Raw genomic sequence first — 18,675 nt, forward strand, 5'->3', positions numbered from 1 at the left:
TCACTCCTCACGGGTGCGCCGCGCTTGGTCGATGCGGGCGCGGAGCTGGTCGACGAGGGCGGCGTAGGCGTCGGTTTTGGTGGGGGCTTCGGTGGCCAGGCCGCGGGGGTGGGTGGCACACCAGAGGCCCTCGTCGGTTTTGGTGACCTGGATGTCTTCGAGGTTGTAGAAGTCCTCGGGGTCGGGGGCGGGCCAGCTACCGGTGGCGTCCTTGAGGATGTGGAGGCCGGTGTCGAAGACGCCGGGCTGCCCACCAGGGGTGGGGGTCCAGCGGATCTCCTCGAGCTCCGGATGCACACGGACGCCGCGCTTTACGAGGTATTCGGCTACTCGGACGGCCTGTTTGATGCTGGTAACCGTGGGTTCGGCCAGCTTGCGGCCTACCCCGGACTGCCATTCGGGGAGGTGGATCACCGACAGTTCCTCGGCCAGGGCACGGACTTCCGGGGAGAGTTCCTCGGTGTCGCGGTGCTCGGAGAACTTGCCGGAGAGCGACTGCTGGATGAGGGCGAGGAATTCGGGGGTGACCAGCTGGCCGGCATCGGTTTTCACGTACTCGGAAGGCGGCTGGTGGTTGCCGAAGTGGATGGATTCGAGAACTTCCTTGTCGGGCATCGGATTCGGAGACCTTCCGGGACGAGGGCATGGCGAAACACCGCGCCCTGGCTGAGGCTCGGGTTCGAGGGATGGGTGGGTCCCGTCCCCGGAGAGGGGGGAGAACGGGGACGGGACCCGTTGCGCCCCATTCGGCGTGACAACCCTGCATCTGCTACCGCAGACCACCAGCGGGAGACGGGTGCGCCGGAATGGGGCGAGTGTGAGAGGACGGGATCAGGCCTGGGTGAAAACGATTTCGTCGGTGTAACGGACGTACCGCCACGAACCGTACGGGTGAATCAAGCCGAGGTCGACGGCGCCGACGGGCAGCTCCCGATCAGGGCCGACCGAGGAAACGGTGACGTGGTGAATCTCGCCGACATTCATCGTGTTGTAACGAACGAACAGCTGAACAATGCCGAAGTCACCGACCGGCCGCAGCTTGTCGATCGCGACAAAGCCTGGGACATAGAACTCGAAGTTGGAAGGCCGACCTGTGAAGACCACCGTCTTCTCGTTGTGCCAGTTCGTCGGTGCGGGCAAGGCATAGCAGAAAACGTATGCCCAACCACCGATGGTACGGACCTTGCCGAGAGAGATGGCGGGAGGCGTCTGGCCCACGATCGGCGGCCCGTCCGAACGACTGCCCACGGTCACCTGTGCGACCTGGCCGAGCTGCGAATCGTCATAGACCACCGAAAACTCAGCGCTACCGTATTCGTCGGTCAGGCGCAGCTCGTCGATGCGAACGAACCCGGGGATATAGAACTGTGCCATAGCTATTGGCGGACAGGATCGTCGTCTTTTCCATTGTTCTTCTCTCGCTTCTTGATCGAACGGAAAGTTGGGTGCCCCTGCGCTGCGACCGCAGCCGGCGACCGTGGGACCACCTCACGGGAGGCGCGCGAGCGCAGGGGCGGGCATGCGGCGAGCTCGACCCGCTGTCAGGAACCGATGGAAGGTTTCCGGGGGCTGGCCGCATGGGTCTTGAAAGATCGCTTGATCGAAACCCGCTGGTAGAGAATGTGATTCAAGCAACGTTGACAAGTTGGGCTGTTTGCCGGGAAGGCCGCGCGGTCTTCACAATTTTCCGTATGGAACTGCGTGAACTCCACGACGACATCAACCGCGCGGTGGGTGACGAGTTGCGGGCCGCTCGCGCACGCCGCAATCTGACCCGGCCACAGCTAGCCGAGGCGTCGGGGGTCGCGATCAGTACGATTCAGCGCTTCGAGAACGGTGAACGCTCACCGGACATGCATCAGCTGTTCGCGCTGTGCAACGCACTCGACATCTCGCCGCTCGAGATCATGGATCGAGCGGTACGGATCGTCAAAGGCTCACTGTCACAGGACTGAACCTCGGACATCAAGTGATCGCCCCGTTCATCTCGACCTCGTCCATCAGCTCCCTGGACATGTACAGTTCCGGGATGCGGCCGTGCTGAGCGGCCTCTATAACGCCTCGCAGCACCGCGAGCGCCTCCCGGAAAAGCCCTGTGACCCTTGTCAATTCACGGATCGAAGCTTCCTGCGCCGCCTCGACCGCATCGAGACGGCCGGTGACATCGCGCAATTCCTGCGACACCCGTCCGAGCGTCTCGAGCGCGATGTCGTTCACGTTCTTGGCCGCCGCGACCTCATACCGCAGGCTGGTCATCGGCTGCATGCGACGAGCACGCAGCAACGAGAAGAAGGCCGAAGTACCAGTTCCGCCGAGGAAGGTGGCCGCGGCGAGTAGCAGCGTCTCGAACAAGCGATCACCCGGCCTCGGGTGCGACGATCTCGTCGATGGCGGATACGAGAGCCGGTTCGTTCTTGACGATCCAGACATTGGCGCTCCGCAGCGCCTCCATCAGCACCAGCAAGGTGGCGCCCACACCGGCGTATTCGGCCGGCGCGAACTGGAACAGGGCCGCCGACACCGCCAGCACATTGATGATTCCGCCGATAACGGAGACCACCGCTTTCGCATTGCGCGACACGAACACGCCCTGAGCGCTCACGATGTGGCCTTCGGAGCCGAGCCTAGATCGTGCTGTAGCTTCGCCACCGCGTCGACCAGAGTCATGTTCTGCCCCTGGGCATTGCGACCGAGTTGCGGCCAGCCTTGACCGTCCGGGCCGCGGAGCTGGCCCCAGATTTCCTGAACCTTCTCGTACAGGTCAGCCTGCTGGGCATCTGTGAGCGCCATGAGGACTCCTTGAGTAGTAGATGGTGCCAACCCGAGCAGAGCGCGGAGTTGGTCGAGGGTGCCGAGGAAGGCGTTGGCGTCGACTCGATGTCCGGCGACCACGGCAGCGTCGGTGAACTGGAGGATGTCGACGTTCTTGCCGCCGAAACCGGTCCACAATGGGGAATCGTCGCCCGGATACAGCGCCGAGGCGGGAGCCGAACCGTAGACATAGCTCGACTGGATCAACCCGGGTACCTTCGACACGTCCGGACAGCCGATCCGCTGCCAGTACCAACGGGGCAGGTAGGAGAGGTTGATCTGTCGACCGCGCGCGTTCACCGCGTTCACGAACGCCCAAAAGGTCGACAGATCACCGGAATTCGCCTCGAAGTCGACCATGGTCGCCGCGCCGCCGAGATGGGCGACATACAGATCGGCCTGGTCTTCGACGTCGGCGTCGCCCCTGAGGTAGTGATAGCCTGCCACCAGTAATCCGTTGGCGTGGGCTGCCTCTCGATACGCTGGCCACGTGTGGTCGACGAAGCCGTCGCCCTCGGTGACCTTGGCGAAGACGAATTGAAACCCTTCACGGGCGACCCGCGCCAGGTCGATGTCCGGACCGTTGTTATTGGAGATGTCGATCCCGAAGATGGTCATGGAACTCTCTTCGTGTTGTGTGCCGCCGGAATTCGAGTCACCGACCTGGCGAGGGGCAAGGTGCTGGCTACAGTCCGAACAGCGGCAGGACCAGCGGAATCAGGTCGCCGATCAGCTTGATGAGATCTTCGGCAATGGTGATCACTTCGTTCACCCCCTCTCCGGATAGCGGTTGAGGATCGCGGCCAGTCGATCGCAGAAGCCGCCGGTGATGTAGGCGGTACTGTGCTGACCGCCGTTCAGATAGCCCTCCATCAGCGCGGCGGCCTGCGACCACAGGTCCCAGATCCGGATCGGATGCGACCACGAGCCGAACTGCCTTGTCTGCCAACGATTTCTACGAATACGGTCGGCCAGGTCGCGGGTCCAGCCACCCATGTCGGCGAAACTGAAGGCGGATACCGTGTCGGCAAGGGCACGAAGCGGCGAATCCGGAGGACATGAGGTGATTCCATCCGCCGGGTTCGCGACCTCCCAGGTCGGAAACTCGTCGGGCCAAGGCCCGCGCTGACCATTGATACCGAAGCCGACAGGGTTCGGATCGATCGAATCTCCCTGCATACGCAGCGGATTGGCCAGATTCGCGGCCCAGGCCAGTTCGCAGTCGGGGAACTCGCCGCGAGCCTTTGCCTCGAGGAAGCGGGTAACCACCTCCGCACCGAGGCTGTAGCCGAGGAGTCCGACCCTGTTCGGGGTGGCGTTGATTGCCCGCACCAGGGCGGTGATGCCCTGGTCGATGGATTGCTGTTCACTACAGCCTCCGACACCGTGCCGCGGATTGGCGGGGCCGATGGCTGCGGGGTAGTCGACGTCGGGGCCGATTTCGTAGATCGCCGGGTCGAGCTGCCTGGTCACCGCGGCGAGCATGTTCGCCGGGGATCCGAGGGGTTCTCCGGTGCCACGGCAGGTCAGGACGGTGATCATGCGGAATCGCCTTTCGGTCCGGTGGATAGCGGACGGCCCCACCCGCGGATGAAGGCTGCGGGTGGGGCCGTCGAGGACTGGGTCCCGCCCTCGAGTTCGAGGGATTCGAGGGCGGGACCGTGGCACCCCCGCGCTGCTGCGGCGTCTGCGACCGCGGACCACCTGCGGGAGACGGGCGCACGAGGGGTGAGCATGCGGCGGGCTCTGATCCCGCGTTATACCTGAGAAGGGGTTTCGGGGGCCGACCACATGGGTCTCGGGAAAACGCCGATGGGTGGCTTCGTCATCAATATCTGTTGCAGTACAACAACTCTCGCACCGAGTCGGGTTCTCAGGAGTGGAAACCGTTGGTGGAGTGATGATTCCCGTGAGTTCGAGAGGAAGGCACAACTGTGGCGCTGCAAATAGCTTCACTTAAGCGGCGCGCAATGTCAACACCCAAGATCAAATCTCTTGAAACTTGCTGGTAGACGCCACTTCAGAGATCAAGTGTGGCGACCGGAGTCCGGCACCAGGCGCCCGGCGGCGGCCAGCGAATCGAACGCCGCCGACTTCCGTGGACACCTGCCGGCCGGACATTCACGGTGCAGACGCATGATCTCATGGGCGCTGTCCACAGACAGTGGCGTACTGGGTGCCGTGTGCGCGGCCATCTCGATCAGCTCGAGCAATGAGTAGTTCATGACGGACCTCCTGATCAGGGGATGCGAGAACGACAAAGGCCGCCGGACCGAGAGTGGAGCTGCGGTCGGCGGCCTTGAAAACGTGACTTCGTCTTCGAGACAAAGGATCACGATCAGTGTCGAGCAGGTCACACAGGGTGGGCCGGGTGCTGCAGTTTTGGCGAGCTTTCGACACTATCGCTGCGATGGCGGCGCAGTGAACTGGATGGCTGCGCAATGAACGGCGGGACCGACGCGGCGAGCGAGCACGCCGGCACTAGCAGATCGAGCGGCGGATCGGTCACAGTCGGTCTCTTTCGTGTGGTCGGAGTTCCCTTGCGGGAGTGGGTTGTTCGTGAGCCCCGTTCCCGAGCCCGGGGCCCGGGAACGGGGCTCACGCGCCCGAGTCGAGTGGTGTCTGGACCGCGCTGGTATTGCTGGAAGACACCGGATCGCCCGGGGCGGTATGCGGCAGGCTCCCCCCGCTTGTCCTTGGACATCGAAAGGGTTTCGGGGGCGTACCGCACGAATCAGCCGACCGAGAGGTGATGGACCGGCACAGGAACGACTGTGGCTTCGGCACCCACGCGGGTACCGAAGCCACAGTCACATTCGGAAAAGAAGGGGCCGACTCTTCGAGTCGTCAAAAAAGGAGGGGCGATGTGAGCCAAACGCTTTCCTCCAGAAGCACTTTCAAGGCTTCGGGCACAGCTCTGGCGCTGCACTAATCTTCACTTAACACGCAGCCGATGTCAACCCCCAGCCTCGAAATGACCCCCGAATGTGCTGGTAAACAATGGTTTACGGTCCACACGTGGCGTCGACAAAGCGAAGAGAATGCATCGAATACGCGAAGTGCCCCACCTGCGCTCGAGGTAGGGCACTGATCGGCGCGATGTGGATCACCGAGAAACGCGGTGTCGCGGTGGCGTGGTCGCTGAAGCAGCGCGCCTGCGGCGACTGGGGTAGGCGAGATGGGCGTCGAGGACCTGACCGACGGCGAATAGTTCGGGCCATTCGGGGGACCATGGTCCTGGTATCGGCGAGATCTTTCCGGCATCACGCAGTGTCTGCACGCGCCGGAGGGTCAACGTGCGGTATTCGGCTCCCAAGCGTTTCGCCAGGGCCGCCAGCCCTGAAGCGTTGAGACGTTGCGAGCGGGCCAACAGCAACGCCGCATCGTCGAGTACCGCGGACTCCTCGGGCGGACTGATGACCCGCAGCGCGGCTTGGACCACACGATCGATCTCCGTGGGCGCCGCCTCGGAACCCACGGTCATCGCCAAGGCGATGAGATTGCGTGCCAGCCAGCGGGCAATCCCGGCGGTCGTCGTTGATCCCGGATAGTCGATCGCACGCTGTTCACAGACCAGCCGCACCCATGACACCAGTACAGCCCGCATACCGTCGGCAGCGTCAGCGGCCGCTTGGTCGTAGGGCAGCGGTTGTTCACTGGGGTGCCGCGGTATCCCATAGTCGCGACGCGCACCGATTCGCGCCTGCCGGGATCTGGCGATCGTGAGGTCTTCGTCCAGTTCTGGTATGGCACGTAGCAAGTCGGCCAGCGCACACAGTTGTGATCTGTCGAGGTAGAGATGCTGCGATGCTTCGCTCACCGCGCGGACGCCCGTTCGACCGCGCCGTTGTCGAGAGTTTCGGCCAGATGCCGAGTACGTCCGAGGCGAATGGAGTCTTCCGTATGGCGGTCATCGGGGAGATAACACCGCGCATAGACGACAGCATCTGTCCAGACGCGCCAGCTCCATGGTGACCACCAGCGCCACAGCCGACCGCGCGCGACAACATCCACCGGACTGCACCCCCACCCCAACATCGCCTCGGGACTACTCGGACTGCGGCAGGAACCGAGGTGGGCGAGCGTGCGCAAGGGCCTGCCCTCGGGCCAGAAGGTGATCGGATTCCCTTGGGCCGCAGCCTGATACGCAGCGGCACGGACGGACTCGGTGACATCGTCTCGGTTCGGATGCCAGGTTCCGGCGACCATCAGCACCTCTGTCGTCGGTTCCGGCATCGTATACTTGGGCGCCTGAGTCCTTTTGGGCATGAAACCGGACACGACAGGTCTCACTTTCTGACGAATATTCCGAAAACGGTGGTTCAGTGCGTCGGCGCATGGGAGAACACCGGAGCTTTGGTCACGGGAGGCGAGTCCGGCTTCGCGACAGGGGATTCGAGCCGAAGGTTGGCGGGGTGGGTCGCGATGGCATTGCCAAGGCTCGGCCAGACCGGGTTGGGATAGCCGTAGTCGACGTACACCATCCGGTTGTCGACCCGGGCGATGACGCCACGTTCGACTCTCGTGTTCACCGGCGACACGAACACGACAGCGCATCCGATCCGACGCCGGAATTGCTCCAATGCCGCCGCGATATCGATAACTGATCGATCGCTCGAATGTCTGATTACCGATGACCCACTGGAGTGATGTCGCTCACATCGAGGTTTGCACTTCCCCCGCTTCGGTCGACCGCCAGCCACCATTCGCTCGATGCCGGTCACTGCCCACGCACCAGATCCGGAAGAAGATCGACGGTCCGACACCCCAGGACCGCGGCGATTGCGGCGAGTTCGGTCAATGTGAACGACGCTTCTGCGGCCAATTGCCGCCGCAACACCGCCGACGGTATCGAGGCGCCTTTGACCAGGTCTTTTATTCCGATTCCAGCTTCGCCGAGCGCCCTTCGGACACCGTCTGCGATCACCCTGTCCAGTTGCTCCACATGGAGCACAATATGGTCCAAACGGACTACTGGCAAGTCCGAACGAACCTATGGCTCCAGCAGTTGACCCGCAGGCACTTCAAGATCATCATCTACGGATGGCGTTTGCCACATAGCCGTTCGGAACTCAGAATGGTCCATATGGGTGCGAAACAGACGGCTACGGCAATCAATCGCGCGGTCGGGGACGAGCTTCGAGCCTCCCGGGCCCGGCGCGACCTGACGCGACAGCAACTCGCGGAGCTGACCGGGCTCGCCGTCAGCACGATTCAGCGATTCGAGAACGGAGAACGCTCCCCCGACATGCAGCAACTGCATGCCCTGTGCGACGCACTGGATATTTCCATGCGCGAGTTCGTCACGCTCGCCCTCGAGGGTGTCGAGCGGCCGACTGCGCGACCGTGACGCGAACGGGTTCCCATCACGTCGCGCTCGAGTCAAGACAATCGTGATGCTCGCTCCGCGAACGGAACAAGCGTCACCACCCATCACGCACAGCGCGGACCGGCAGTGCTCTCGGAGACGGGGCCGAGGGCCGCCTCGGCATAGTCCACCACAGCCTGCACCGAATCCACTCCCAGCACCCATGATGCTAGAACGACCTCGCACACAGTCGCCCTGCCTTCGAGTACTCGGTGCGCGCCGTCCATTCCCAAGGTCGTCTGCAGCGCAGACGCCGCTACCATCCCCCGCATCGTCGATTGTTCGGCGCCGGTGCCAATACACTCCACAACATGTTCCCCTTCAACTCGTTTGCCCGCCATCGGGCAAGGCGAACCCGGGCTACAGAACAAATCCTGCGTCCCGGAATCAGGGTATTTATATCGCATCGGCTTCCGGTTTACTCGGCAAAGACAGGCACCGAATCGACTCTTCGTCACTAGCAGTTGGTATCAATCGGCGCGTGCTGTTTGCCCGCTATTCGCCAATAGTGCGCGATCCGTCGAAGCACCCACCCGTGCAAGCACATATCCGTATGTCTGTATCGGATTACCCGGTCGTGGACGGCAGAGGAGGGATGAACAAACCCCGATAGATCTCACCGTGCGCCGAGGGGTTCGGAACAACCCGCGACTGGAACCATTCCGGAGCCGCCCGAACCACATCCATGAAAATACTCCGCGAATGAAAACACAGAGCCATCACTGAAACCGAGCACGTCGATACCCGCCGAGGTCCACCACCCCGCAACCCGACCTCATCGGCAGGGCCACAGGCAAACCCGAACCTGAACCTATCGCGCAAGGCGTTGCCAGGATCCCGCGGTGGTCTATCGCATCCATCCTGCTCGGATTACTCCAGCAGAGTGGCGAACCCGCGAACTGGACATAACTATTTGTGGCACACAGCCATCAGGCGCCGGCGAAACGAGTTCCCCTCCGCAGTGCCGCCTCCGACCTCGACGACAGGCCCGTCCGGCGGACATCACAACATTTCCCACGGGCGCCGACCAAGCCGTCAGCGCCGACCGACACACAGCCATACCCGGCGGGACTAACGCACGACGATAACCTTCACCGAAATCGGCCGAAGTTGCCGATTCGGAAATCGGACATGCCACTCAGCGGAATAGTTCGATGGGGTCACGGTCGAGGAGATAACAGGCGCGGACGAGATCGCACAGCGTTGGTTTGTCGCGCATCAGCCGGCCTGTAAGACGATGAGCGCACGCAGCGACGCCGACATCGCCGCGATCCGGATGATGATGGACCGGCTCGATCTCACCGTCGCCGACATCAGCGACGACACCCCTCCGGCCACAAACGTGCCGACCTTCGGCGACTACATCCCAGTCGTCGCCGACAGCATGCCCGCGAGCCGGACCCGCGACCACTACAGACCAAGATCCTTACCCAGCCGGGGTGGGCCGAACGGGCACTGAACAGCCGACTCCCGCCCAGTTGCAGGGGCTGTGCGAGATGATCAAAACCCAACGGCTGATCCGCCGCAACGGACGAGACGTCGCAGGCTGAACCATCTGCCCGCGGCCACAGCGGCACCCTTCTCCCTGTACGTGTACGTCCTGACGACGCGCCCAGCTTCCCGCACACCGACTAATAATGCATTGTTATGGTGCAACACCTCCGAGTTCGGCGTGCCGACCGTTCCGGAAATCTCAGCCGGTGGGCCCGAGAAGTACACCGGCGGAGTCGCCGTGCTCGCGCAGCGTGGCCACCACGGTGGCGAAGTGATCCTCGAGTCGTATCACCGCACGTAGGCCACGCCCGGCTTCGAGCAACTCCACCACAGCGTCCAGGCTCTCCCGCCACACGACCCACAGCGGGCTCGCGTCGTCCAGGCCGATCAGGCGGTAGGACCTGGTGGCGACTCCGTCGACGAGGTTCGCCAGCTCCCGGTTCGCCGCGGCGGCGGTGAGAATGTGCACGAAGTCATCCATGGCCGAACGTGTTACATGCTTGTCGCGCGCGCGGGAGGCCGGGCGGTACTCATCCACCGCGGCGCGCAGCCGCGCGAGTGGTTCGCCGGGCAGGTTCGGCAGCGCGCGCTGCAACGTCGCGCACAGCAGAACGCCGAGCACATCCATCAGTTCGGTCGCGGCCTCGAGCGAGAGCGTCGTCACGCGTCGACGCTTGTTCGGCAGAGCTTCGATGAGACCTTCCTCGATCAACTGGGTGACCGCCTCGCGCACCGGGGTGATGCTCACCTCGAGCCGCGCCGCCAGTTCGACGTCCTTGATCGGATGCCCGGGCGCCAGTGCGCCGGAGAGGATCTCGCCGCGCAACGTCCGCAGGACGACTTCCTTCCGGGAAGGCGCCAGCTCGGACTCGGTCAACCACTGCCCTTTCCGCGTGCTCATCTGCCTCGATCAGCGTACCCGCAGCGGTGCTGCTCTACGGGAACCGAACCCCCCCTTGCAAAACAATGCATTGTTTTTGTATGGTGTGTGACAGCCGCCACTTCAGGCCAATGTCATGGCGCACATCACATTTCAACTCCCGGTACCTCGAACTCGGGAGGGTCTCATCATCACTGCCTCGGAAGGGACCACCATGGCCCTCGACACCGCAACCTCGTCCTTTCTCGCCCAGATGGCAGGATCGGGTGCGCCACCCACGTGGACGCTGACTCCCCAGCAAGCTCGCGACAAGGGCGGGGCGCTGATCGAGATGATCGGTCCGGGTCCGGATATGGCGCAGATCCGCGACGTGCGAGTCGACAGCGACGCCGGTGGCACCTTCGAGATCCGGGTCCTCGTACCGAATGCGGAACCGTCCGCGGTCCTGGTCTACTACCACGGCGGCGGCTGGGTGGTCGGCCATATCGACGAGTTCGACACGCTCGCAAGAAAACTCGCGGTGGCGACCGGCGCGGCCGTGGTGCTGGTGAACTATCGCAAGGCACCCGAGCACCCGCACCCGGTGCCGATCGAGGACGCCTGGTCGGCGTTGCGGTGGGCGCAGGAGAACCTGACGTGGATCGCCGGACGCCCGGTGCCGCTCATGGTGGGCGGAGACAGCGCCGGAGGCAATCTCGCCGCCGTCGTCGCGCTACGGGCCCGGGATCGGCAAGGGCCGCAACTGGCCCTGCAAATCCTTATCTACCCGGTCACCGACGCCGACCTGGACACCTCGTCCTATCGCGATCCGGAGAACCAGCTGATGCTCGACCGGAAAACCATGACCTGGTTCTGGCATCACTACCTCGCGGACACCGCGGCCCGACCGGGTTGCGAAGCCGCACCGCTGCGCGCCGCATCGCTGGAAAATCTGCCGCCCGCAATCGTTCTCACCGCCGAGCACGATGTCCTGCGCGATGAGGGCGAGGCGTATGCCGAGCGTCTCGCCGCGTCCGGAGTGCAGGTGCGCTGCCACCGCTTCGCCGGACAGATGCACGGCTTCTTCACCTTCGTCAATATTCTTCCCGGCAGCGACGCGGGGATCGCTTTCGTCGCCGAGTCCGTCCGAGAGATCGTCGGAAAGGAGCAGGCTCGATGAGCGCGACCGATGTCGATGCCATTGTGGTCGGCGCGGGTTTCGCCGGACTGCATCTCGTTCATTCCCTGCGCGAAAAGGGTTTGCTTGTCCGGGCCTTCGAACGTGGCGACGGTGTCGGCGGCACCTGGTTCTGGAATCGTTACCCGGGCGCGCGCTGCGATGCCGAAAGCGTGTACTACTCGTACTCCTTCGACCCCGAGATCGAACAGGAGTGGACCTGGTCGGAGAAGTACGCCACACAACCGGAGATCAGGAGTTATCTGGACTTCGTCGCGGACCGGCTGGATCTGCGCCGCGACATCACCTTCGAAACGACCGTCACCGCAGCGTCTTTCGATGAATCGACAGGCACATGGACGGTCCGCACCAACGGCGGCGAAGAAGTCACCGCACGGTACGTCGTGATGGCCACGGGATGCCTGTCCGCCGGGCGGCGGCCCGACATCGCCGGGATCGACGACTTCACCGGCGAGGTCTACCACACCGGGTCCTGGCCGCGCGACGGCGTCGACCTGACCGGCAAACGGGTGGCGGTGATCGGCACGGGCTCATCCGGCATCCAGGCGATTCCACAAATCGCGACCCGAGCCGACCACCTCACGGTCTTCCAACGGACCCCCAATTTCAGTGTGCCCGCCCGCAACTCGCCCCTCGATCCCGACCACATCGCCGAGGTCAAAGCCAACTACCCGGATCTGCGGGAACGGTCCCGGTGGTCCGGTGGCGGCTCACCGACCGACGCCGTCGAGACCTCCGCACTCGAGGTCACCCCCGCCGAACGGCAGGCCCGATACGAAGAGTTCTGGCAGGCCGGAGGCGCGACCATCATGTTCGCGTACGCCGACATCATGACCGACAAGGCCGCCAACGACACCCTTGCCGATTTCATCCGGGGAAAGATCGACGAGATCGTCGAGGACCCGGAGCTGGCGCGCTTGCTCAAACCGCACGATCATCCTGTCGGCACCAAGCGGATCTGCGTCGACACCGATTACTACGCCACCTACAACCGGGACAACGTCTCACTGGTGGATCTGCGCACCACCCCGATCGAGGCCCTCACCGCGAACGGGATCCGCACCACCGCAGGGGATCACGATCTGGACGTCATCGTGTTCGCCACCGGATTCGACGCGATGACCGGCGCGCTGAACCGGATCGATATCGTCGGCCGCGACGGAGCGTCATTGCGCGACCGCTGGCGGGACGGTCCGAAAACATACCTCGGTGTAGCGGTCCACGGATTCCCGAAACTGTTCCTGGTCACCGGGCCGGGCAGCCCCTCAGTGCTCAGCAATGTCGTGACCTCGATCGAACAGCACGTCGAATGGATCGTCGCACATATCGAGCATCTCGAGAAGAACGAGCTGGACCACAGCGAAGCGGACGAAGCCGCTCAGGAACGGTGGGTTGCCCACGTCAACGAAACGGCGGACGCAACCCTGTACCCACAGGCCAACTCCTGGTACCTCGGGGCGAACATCCCCGGTAAGCCGCGAGTGTTCATGCCGTACGTCGGCGGGGTCGGGGCGTATCGCGAAAAGTGCGACGAGGTTGCCAGGAACAACTACGAGGGGTTCATCCTTGCTCGATAACCCCTACGGGCTGGTCCGAACGAACGGTCCGCAAGAGGAAGTCGACGAGCTCACGAATATAGCGAGATGCGGTGGCGGGCAACTGATGACGCAGATGCGCGGGGGTGGCCTGCACGTGCATGGTCACCGCACCGCACAGCATGTCCAGCAGCAAGGTGACAGAGGTGCCCGCCGGCAGCTCCCCGCGAGCCATCGCCCGGCGCACGAGCGTGCGCGCCGCGACCACTTGCGATTCGCGGATAACCCGCCACCGCTCGCCGATGGCCGGGATCTGATCGGCCTCGACCCCGAGGCGCATCACGGCCCGGCCGCTCGGTCCCATGTACTGCATCATGACCCCCTCCGCCAGACGTACGAGGTCGGTGCGCACGTCACCGGTTTCGACGTCCTCGATTCCGCCGAGCTGGTTCAGCGCATCGATGAGCAGCGCCTCACCGGTGGACCAGCGCAGATAGATCGACGCCTTTCCCACTCCGGCGACCTTGGCGACCTTTTCGACGTTGAACCCGCCCCAGCCCGCCTCGCCGTACAGCGTGAGAGCAGCCTCGAGGACCCGTCGGTCCACATCTGGATCACGACGTCGCCCTGGTCCCGTCGTGGTCATGCCAACCTCCGTGTTCGTCCGATCAATGTTTGCCATACGGATGCGTTCAGTATAGCCTGGGTCACATTACCGAACGGGATCGTTCCGTAATTCTGGTTTCTCGGAACCCCGCCGGTTATCCCGGCATTTCTAGTACAAGGAGCGTGCCCAACGATGAGCAGCGACATCACCCCCGACCGTCTGCGGACGTTGTTCCGGCCGCGCAGCGTGGCCCTGGTCGGGGCATCGGACAAATCAATGTTCTCGGCCATCGCCTACAAGAACCTGGTCGACTTCGGCTTCGCCGATCACACCTTTCTGGTGAACCGGCGCGGTGTCGACGTGCACGGGCAACCGTCCGTGCCCACCTGCTCGGATATCGGCCACGAGGTGGATGTCGCCTTCATGCAGGTTCCGCAGTCCGGTACGCTCGCCGCGCTCGACGACGCCGCCGCGGCCGGGATCCGCAATGCGGTGATCCTGTCCTCGGGATACGGCGAAGCGGGCGCGGACGGTCGCCGCGCCCAGCAGGAGCTGGTCGAACACGCCCGCTCGCTCGACATGCTGGTGCTCGGTCCCAACCACCTCGGATTCGCCAATTTCGTCGACCAGGTCCCGGTGACCCCTGTGCCGGGGCTGCCGCGGACGGCCGGGCGGGTAGCGCTGCTGTCGCAGTCGGGGGCCAGTTCCTCGGCCATGGTCGACTTCGCCAGCATGGCCGGCTCCGACCTGTCCTATATGGTCACGCTCGGCAACGAGGCGTTGATAACCGCCGGTCACGTCCTGGACTTTCTGGTGGACGACGAGGCGACCAAGGCGATCGCGATCTTCATGGAGACCATCCGCGAGCCGGAGGTGTTCGCAACCGCGGCCAAGCGGGCTGCCGCGGCGGGCAAGGCCATCGTCGTACTCAAGGCCGGTAGCAGCGAGATGTCGGCCCGGACGGCCGCGGCCCACACCGGCGCTCTGGTCGGCGACGATCGCACCATCGATGCGGTCTTCCGCGAGCTCGGCGTCATCCGGGTCGATTCGATCGAGGACATGATGATCACCGCGGCGGCGGCCGCGAACCTGGGCAAGCTCGGCGCGCCCGGAATCGGATGGGTCTCCATCTCCGGCGGCGCCTGTGACATCATCGCCGACAGGTCGGAAGACCTCGGCGCACATCTGCCCGAACTGGCCGCCCCGACCCGAGAGCGACTGCAGCAGGTCCTGCCGGACTACGGAACCGTGCAGAATCCGCTCGATGTCACCGGTGCCGCGATCATCGATCCCTCGATCTTCACCAAGGCGATCGAGGCGATCTCACAGGACCCGTCGGTCGGCGTGGTTGGCGTGATCAGCGGTGTCCCATGGCAATCCACCGGCGGACCGAACCAGTCGCAGTACATGCTCGACGCCATCGGCGCGGCGAATGCCGCCACACCGGTGACACTGGTCAACCAGGTGCTACAGCCCATCACCGACTACACCAAATCCGTTCTGGCCGAAGCGAAGATCGGTCACCTCATCCCCGGGCTGCGACAGTCGGTGGTGGCCCTGCGCAACCTTGCCTGGTGGTCCGCGACCATCGGTTCGGTGACCACTCACACCCCGAACCCGGTCGAGGTCACCACCGCCGCTGCCCGGGTCGGCGCCTGGTCGGAATCGACCGCTCGCGACGCGCTCACCGATGCCGGAATCCCCGTTGTCCCCAGCGGTCTGGTGACAGGTGCGGACGAAGCCGCGAAGGTGGCAGCCGGCTTCGGCGGCGCGGTCGCGATGAAGATCGCCTCCCCCGACATCCTGCACAAGAGTGATATCGGCGGTGTCGTACTCGGAGTCGAGGGCGACGCGAACATCGCTGCCGCCTATGAACAGATCACCGCCGCGGCGGCGACGAACGCGCCCGACGCCCGGATCGAGGGCGTCCTGATCTCGCCTATGCGGACCGGTGGAGTCGAACTGCTGGTCGGTGTCGTTCGCGATCCGCAGTGGGGCCCGGTGCTCGCGGTGGCGATCGGCGGGATCTTCGTCGAGGTACTCGATGATTCGGCCCTCGCGACACTGCCGGTGTCGCCCGATCGGGCCCGTGCGCTGCTGGACAGCCTGCGCGGCAAGGCGATTCTGCAGGGCGCACGCGGAACGGCCGCAGCCGATCTGGACGCACTCGCCGCGGTGATCGCCCGGGTCGGCGATCTCGCACTGAGCCTGGGCGACGAACTCGAATCGCTCGAGATCAACCCGCTGCGCGTCGACGGGTCGACGGTCGAGGCACTCGACGCGGTGATCACCTGGGCAACGCCCGCCGACGACACGAAGGGAGAATGAGGACATGACCACCATCGACGACATCGATTCGCGCACACCGGTTCTCGTCGGCGTCGGCCAAGCCGCCGAGCGTATCGACGGCTCCGCTTACCGCGCGCTGTCCGCAGTGGAGCTCGCCGCCGCAGCGGCGCGAGAAGCGCTCGCCGACGCAGGAGCGAACTCCGAAGCACTCGCGGCCCGTATCGATACGGTGGCCGGAGTCCGGCAGTTCGAGATCTCCACGCCCGGTGCACCTGCCCCGCTCGGCAAGTCCGACAACTATCCCCGTTCTGTGGCGGATCGGGTGGGGGCAGATCCCGCCCGTGCCATTCTGGAAGTCAGTGGCGGACAGTCACCGCAGCATCTGATCACTGAGCTGGCCCGCAACATTGCCGCCGGAAACTCCGACGCGGCATTGATTTTCGGTTCCGAAGCCATCTCGACGGTACGGCACCTGGCGAAATCCGAGCAGCGACCCGACTTCACCGAGCAACGGGGCGGGCAGTTGGAGGACCGGGGCTTCGGCCTGAGCGGACTGGTTTCCCGGTACGCGATGATGCACGGACTCACCGACGCGCCGAGCCAGTACGCGCTGTTCGACAACGCCCGGCGAGCCCGCCTGGGTCTCTCGCGCGAGGACTACCGCCGCAGTATCGGCGAGTTGTTCGCGCCCTTCACCCGGGTCGCCGCCAAGAACCCGTACGCCGCGGCACCGGTGGAGCGCAGCGCCGAGGAACTGATCGCGGTCGATGACCGCAACCGCATGGTTGCCGAGCCCTACACCAGATTCGTGGTAGCGCGCGATCAGGTGAATCAGGGTGCCGCGGTGCTGCTGATGTCGGTGGCCGCGGCCCGGGAACTCGGTGTCCCCCAGGACAAGTGGGTCTTTCTGCACGGCCATGCAGAACTGCGGGAGAAGAATCTGCTCGATCGTCCCGATCTCAGCGTCGCACCGGCCCTGGTGCGGGCCGCCGAACACGCCCTCGAGATCGCCGGAATCGGCGCCGATCAACTGCACACCATCGACCTCTACAGCTGCTTCCCGATCGCGGTCTCGGCCCTGTGCGACGATCTGGGACTGACCGCCGACGATCCGCGCGGCCTGACGGTCACCGGAGGTCTGCCGTTCTTCGGCGGCGCGGGCAATAACTATTCGATGCACGCGGTAGCAGAAACCGTTGCGCGCCTTCGTACTACGCCCGGAACCTACGGCTTCGTCGGCGCGAACGGCGGCACCCTGAGCAAGTATTCTGCCGCGGTCTACTCGACCACCCCGACCGACTGGCGCGAGGACGAGAGCCGACGCTTGCAGGAGGAACTGAACGCGGTGCCGTCGGTCGAGACGGCCGTGCAAGCCGACGGCCCGGCCAGGATCGAGACCTACACCGTCAAATACGAGCGCAGCGGCCCCACCGGCATCGTGGTGGGACGCCTGGACGACGGCCGCAGATTCCTGGCCACCGTGGCGCCGCAGGACACGGACCTGCTGGCGCTGCTCACCACCGGAGACCCGGTCGGACATCCCGTCTTCGCCCGATCCGACGGACGAGGCAACGTCGTCACCGGCAGCCCGGAGAAAATGAAAGAGCTTTTCCCCCAGCGTGTTCCGGTGCTGCGCGACGATTACGAGTTCGCCCGCGTGCACCGCGACGGCCACCTGCTCGAGATCACGATCAATCGCCCCGAGGCCCGCAACGCGCTCACCCCGCAGGCCAACGAGGAACTGGACGAGATCTTCGACGCCTACTTCGCCGATCCCGAACTCTGGGTCGCGATCATCACCGGCGCGGGTGACCAATCGTTCTGTTCCGGAAACGATCTGCGCTATTCCGCGAGCGGAAAGCCGGTCTGGGTACCGAAGAACGGCTTCGGCGGTCTGACCAGCCGCCGCGATATGACCAAACCGGTCATCGCGGCGGTCAACGGCTTCGCGATGGGCGGCGGCTGCGAGATCGCTCTCGCCTGCCATATTGTGGTCGCCGATGACACCGCGCAATTCGCCCTCAGCGAGACGCGCGTGGGGCTCATCGCCGGCGCCGGAGGTCTGGTGCGGCTGCCGCGCGCGATTCCCCCGAAGGTCGCCAACGAGCTGATCCTGACCGGCCGGAAGATCCCGGCCGAGCAGGCCCATGAACTCGGACTGGTGAACCGGGTCGTGCCCGCGGGTACGGCGTTGGACGGTGCGCGCGCAATCGCGGTCGAAATACTCTCCGCATCACCGACATCGGTGCGCGCTTCGCTGCAGGTGATGAACGAGACCAGCGGCATCAGCGACGTCATCGATGCCGTAGACCATCACTCACCGGCTCTCGACGATCTCATGACCAGTGAGGACATGATGGAGGGTCTTCTCGCTTTCGGCGCCAAACGCGCGCCGCAGTGGAAGAACCGATAAGCGAGGACGTGCTCACGGTCCCGATGATGTGACCGTGAGCATCTGCTCGAACGGCCCGTGATCACCCGACCAGGGAGGTCACGGGCCCAGTCGTGTCCCGA

Annotated in this window: 20 protein-coding genes; 7 read left to right on the forward strand and 13 right to left on the reverse strand. The window is 64.5% G+C overall.

Annotated features, from left to right (window positions below; translation table 11 throughout):
• The gene (locus tag ACQPXH_RS20740; RefSeq protein ID WP_433598190.1) at nucleotides 1–615 is read right to left on the reverse strand and encodes a hypothetical protein; all 615 of its coding nucleotides are present in this window, start codon (nucleotides 613–615) and stop codon (nucleotides 1–3) included.
• Nucleotides 616–831: 216 nt separating this feature from the next.
• A complete protein-coding gene (locus ACQPXH_RS20745) occupies nucleotides 832–1,374 on the reverse strand; it encodes a hypothetical protein (protein WP_433598191.1) in 543 nt (180 codons plus the stop codon).
• A gap of 317 nt (nucleotides 1,375–1,691) precedes the next feature.
• On the opposite strand from ACQPXH_RS20745, the gene ACQPXH_RS20750 reads away from it, so the two are divergent.
• Entirely contained in the window at nucleotides 1,692–1,955 is a 264-nt protein-coding gene (locus tag ACQPXH_RS20750) for a helix-turn-helix domain-containing protein (RefSeq protein WP_433598192.1), read from the forward strand.
• Nucleotides 1,956–1,965: 10 nt separating this feature from the next.
• Here the strand turns inward: ACQPXH_RS20750 and ACQPXH_RS20755 are convergent, their stop codons facing one another.
• The 9 genes from ACQPXH_RS20755 to ACQPXH_RS20795 form a co-directional block, all read right to left on the reverse strand.
• Nucleotides 1,966–2,352: a hypothetical protein gene (locus ACQPXH_RS20755; RefSeq protein ID WP_433598193.1), complete on the reverse strand. Its 387-nt coding sequence runs from the start codon at nucleotides 2,350–2,352 to the stop codon at nucleotides 1,966–1,968.
• A gap of 4 nt (nucleotides 2,353–2,356) precedes the next feature.
• A complete protein-coding gene (locus tag ACQPXH_RS20760) occupies nucleotides 2,357–2,602 on the reverse strand; it encodes a hypothetical protein (protein ID WP_433598194.1) in 246 nt (81 codons plus the stop codon).
• Nucleotides 2,599–3,429, reverse strand: a complete 831-nt coding sequence (locus ACQPXH_RS20765; RefSeq protein ID WP_433598195.1) for a glycoside hydrolase family 25 protein — start codon at nucleotides 3,427–3,429, stop codon at nucleotides 2,599–2,601. Before ACQPXH_RS20765 ends, ACQPXH_RS20760 begins: the two co-directional genes overlap by 4 nt.
• Nucleotides 3,430–3,579: 150 nt before the next feature.
• Nucleotides 3,580–4,353 carry a PE-PPE domain-containing protein gene (locus ACQPXH_RS20770; protein WP_433598196.1) on the reverse strand — a complete coding sequence of 258 codons (774 nt, stop codon included), beginning with the start codon at nucleotides 4,351–4,353 and terminating at the stop codon, nucleotides 3,580–3,582.
• Between the two features lie 485 nt (nucleotides 4,354–4,838).
• On the reverse strand, nucleotides 4,839–5,036 hold the full coding sequence (locus ACQPXH_RS20775; protein WP_433598197.1) for a hypothetical protein: 198 nt from the start codon (nucleotides 5,034–5,036) through the stop codon (nucleotides 4,839–4,841).
• Nucleotides 5,037–5,917: 881 nt separating this feature from the next.
• Entirely contained in the window at nucleotides 5,918–6,631 is a 714-nt protein-coding gene (locus ACQPXH_RS20780) for a hypothetical protein (RefSeq protein ID WP_433598198.1), read from the reverse strand.
• On the reverse strand, nucleotides 6,628–7,047 hold the full coding sequence (locus tag ACQPXH_RS20785; RefSeq protein ID WP_433598199.1) for a hypothetical protein: 420 nt from the start codon (nucleotides 7,045–7,047) through the stop codon (nucleotides 6,628–6,630). The genes ACQPXH_RS20780 and ACQPXH_RS20785 overlap by 4 nt, the downstream gene beginning before the upstream one ends.
• A gap of 86 nt (nucleotides 7,048–7,133) precedes the next feature.
• Entirely contained in the window at nucleotides 7,134–7,343 is a 210-nt protein-coding gene (locus ACQPXH_RS20790; RefSeq protein WP_433598200.1) for a hypothetical protein, read from the reverse strand.
• A 188-nt stretch (nucleotides 7,344–7,531) separates the two neighbouring features.
• Nucleotides 7,532–7,756, reverse strand: a complete 225-nt coding sequence (locus ACQPXH_RS20795; protein WP_433598201.1) for a helix-turn-helix domain-containing protein — start codon at nucleotides 7,754–7,756, stop codon at nucleotides 7,532–7,534.
• Between the two features lie 141 nt (nucleotides 7,757–7,897).
• Between ACQPXH_RS20795 and ACQPXH_RS20800 the strand changes: the two genes are divergently transcribed.
• Nucleotides 7,898–8,161 (forward strand): helix-turn-helix domain-containing protein, encoded by a 264-nt coding sequence (locus ACQPXH_RS20800; protein WP_433598202.1) that lies wholly within the window; start codon nucleotides 7,898–7,900, stop codon nucleotides 8,159–8,161.
• A gap of 1,255 nt (nucleotides 8,162–9,416) precedes the next feature.
• On the forward strand, nucleotides 9,417–9,638 hold the full coding sequence (locus ACQPXH_RS20805; RefSeq protein ID WP_433598203.1) for a hypothetical protein: 222 nt from the start codon (nucleotides 9,417–9,419) through the stop codon (nucleotides 9,636–9,638).
• A 234-nt stretch (nucleotides 9,639–9,872) separates the two neighbouring features.
• Here ACQPXH_RS20805 and ACQPXH_RS20810 read toward each other — a convergent pair whose 3' ends face one another.
• Entirely contained in the window at nucleotides 9,873–10,574 is a 702-nt protein-coding gene (locus ACQPXH_RS20810; RefSeq protein ID WP_433598204.1) for a GntR family transcriptional regulator, read from the reverse strand.
• Between the two features lie 193 nt (nucleotides 10,575–10,767).
• Between ACQPXH_RS20810 and ACQPXH_RS20815 the strand changes: the two genes are divergently transcribed.
• Together ACQPXH_RS20815 and ACQPXH_RS20820 are read left to right on the forward strand one after the other, a co-directional pair.
• Nucleotides 10,768–11,712 (forward strand): alpha/beta hydrolase, encoded by a 945-nt coding sequence (locus ACQPXH_RS20815; RefSeq protein WP_433598205.1) that lies wholly within the window; start codon nucleotides 10,768–10,770, stop codon nucleotides 11,710–11,712.
• Nucleotides 11,709–13,307: a flavin-containing monooxygenase gene (locus ACQPXH_RS20820; protein ID WP_433598206.1), complete on the forward strand. Its 1,599-nt coding sequence runs from the start codon at nucleotides 11,709–11,711 to the stop codon at nucleotides 13,305–13,307. Before ACQPXH_RS20815 ends, ACQPXH_RS20820 begins: the two co-directional genes overlap by 4 nt.
• Here the strand turns inward: ACQPXH_RS20820 and ACQPXH_RS20825 are convergent.
• A complete protein-coding gene (locus tag ACQPXH_RS20825) occupies nucleotides 13,291–13,911 on the reverse strand; it encodes a TetR/AcrR family transcriptional regulator (RefSeq protein WP_433598207.1) in 621 nt (206 codons plus the stop codon). The genes ACQPXH_RS20820 and ACQPXH_RS20825 overlap by 17 nt on opposite strands.
• A gap of 153 nt (nucleotides 13,912–14,064) precedes the next feature.
• On the opposite strand from ACQPXH_RS20825, the gene ACQPXH_RS20830 reads away from it, so the two are divergent.
• Together ACQPXH_RS20830 and ACQPXH_RS20835 are read left to right on the forward strand one after the other, a co-directional pair.
• Nucleotides 14,065–16,200 (forward strand): acetate--CoA ligase family protein, encoded by a 2,136-nt coding sequence (locus ACQPXH_RS20830; RefSeq protein WP_433598208.1) that lies wholly within the window; start codon nucleotides 14,065–14,067, stop codon nucleotides 16,198–16,200.
• A gap of 4 nt (nucleotides 16,201–16,204) precedes the next feature.
• A complete protein-coding gene (locus ACQPXH_RS20835) occupies nucleotides 16,205–18,574 on the forward strand; it encodes an acetyl-CoA acetyltransferase (RefSeq protein WP_433598209.1) in 2,370 nt (789 codons plus the stop codon).
• Nucleotides 18,575–18,675 lie beyond the last annotated feature (101 nt).

This window comes from Nocardia sp. CA-135953 (assembly GCF_050955735.1).
Classification (GTDB): domain Bacteria; phylum Actinomycetota; class Actinomycetes; order Mycobacteriales; family Mycobacteriaceae; genus Nocardia.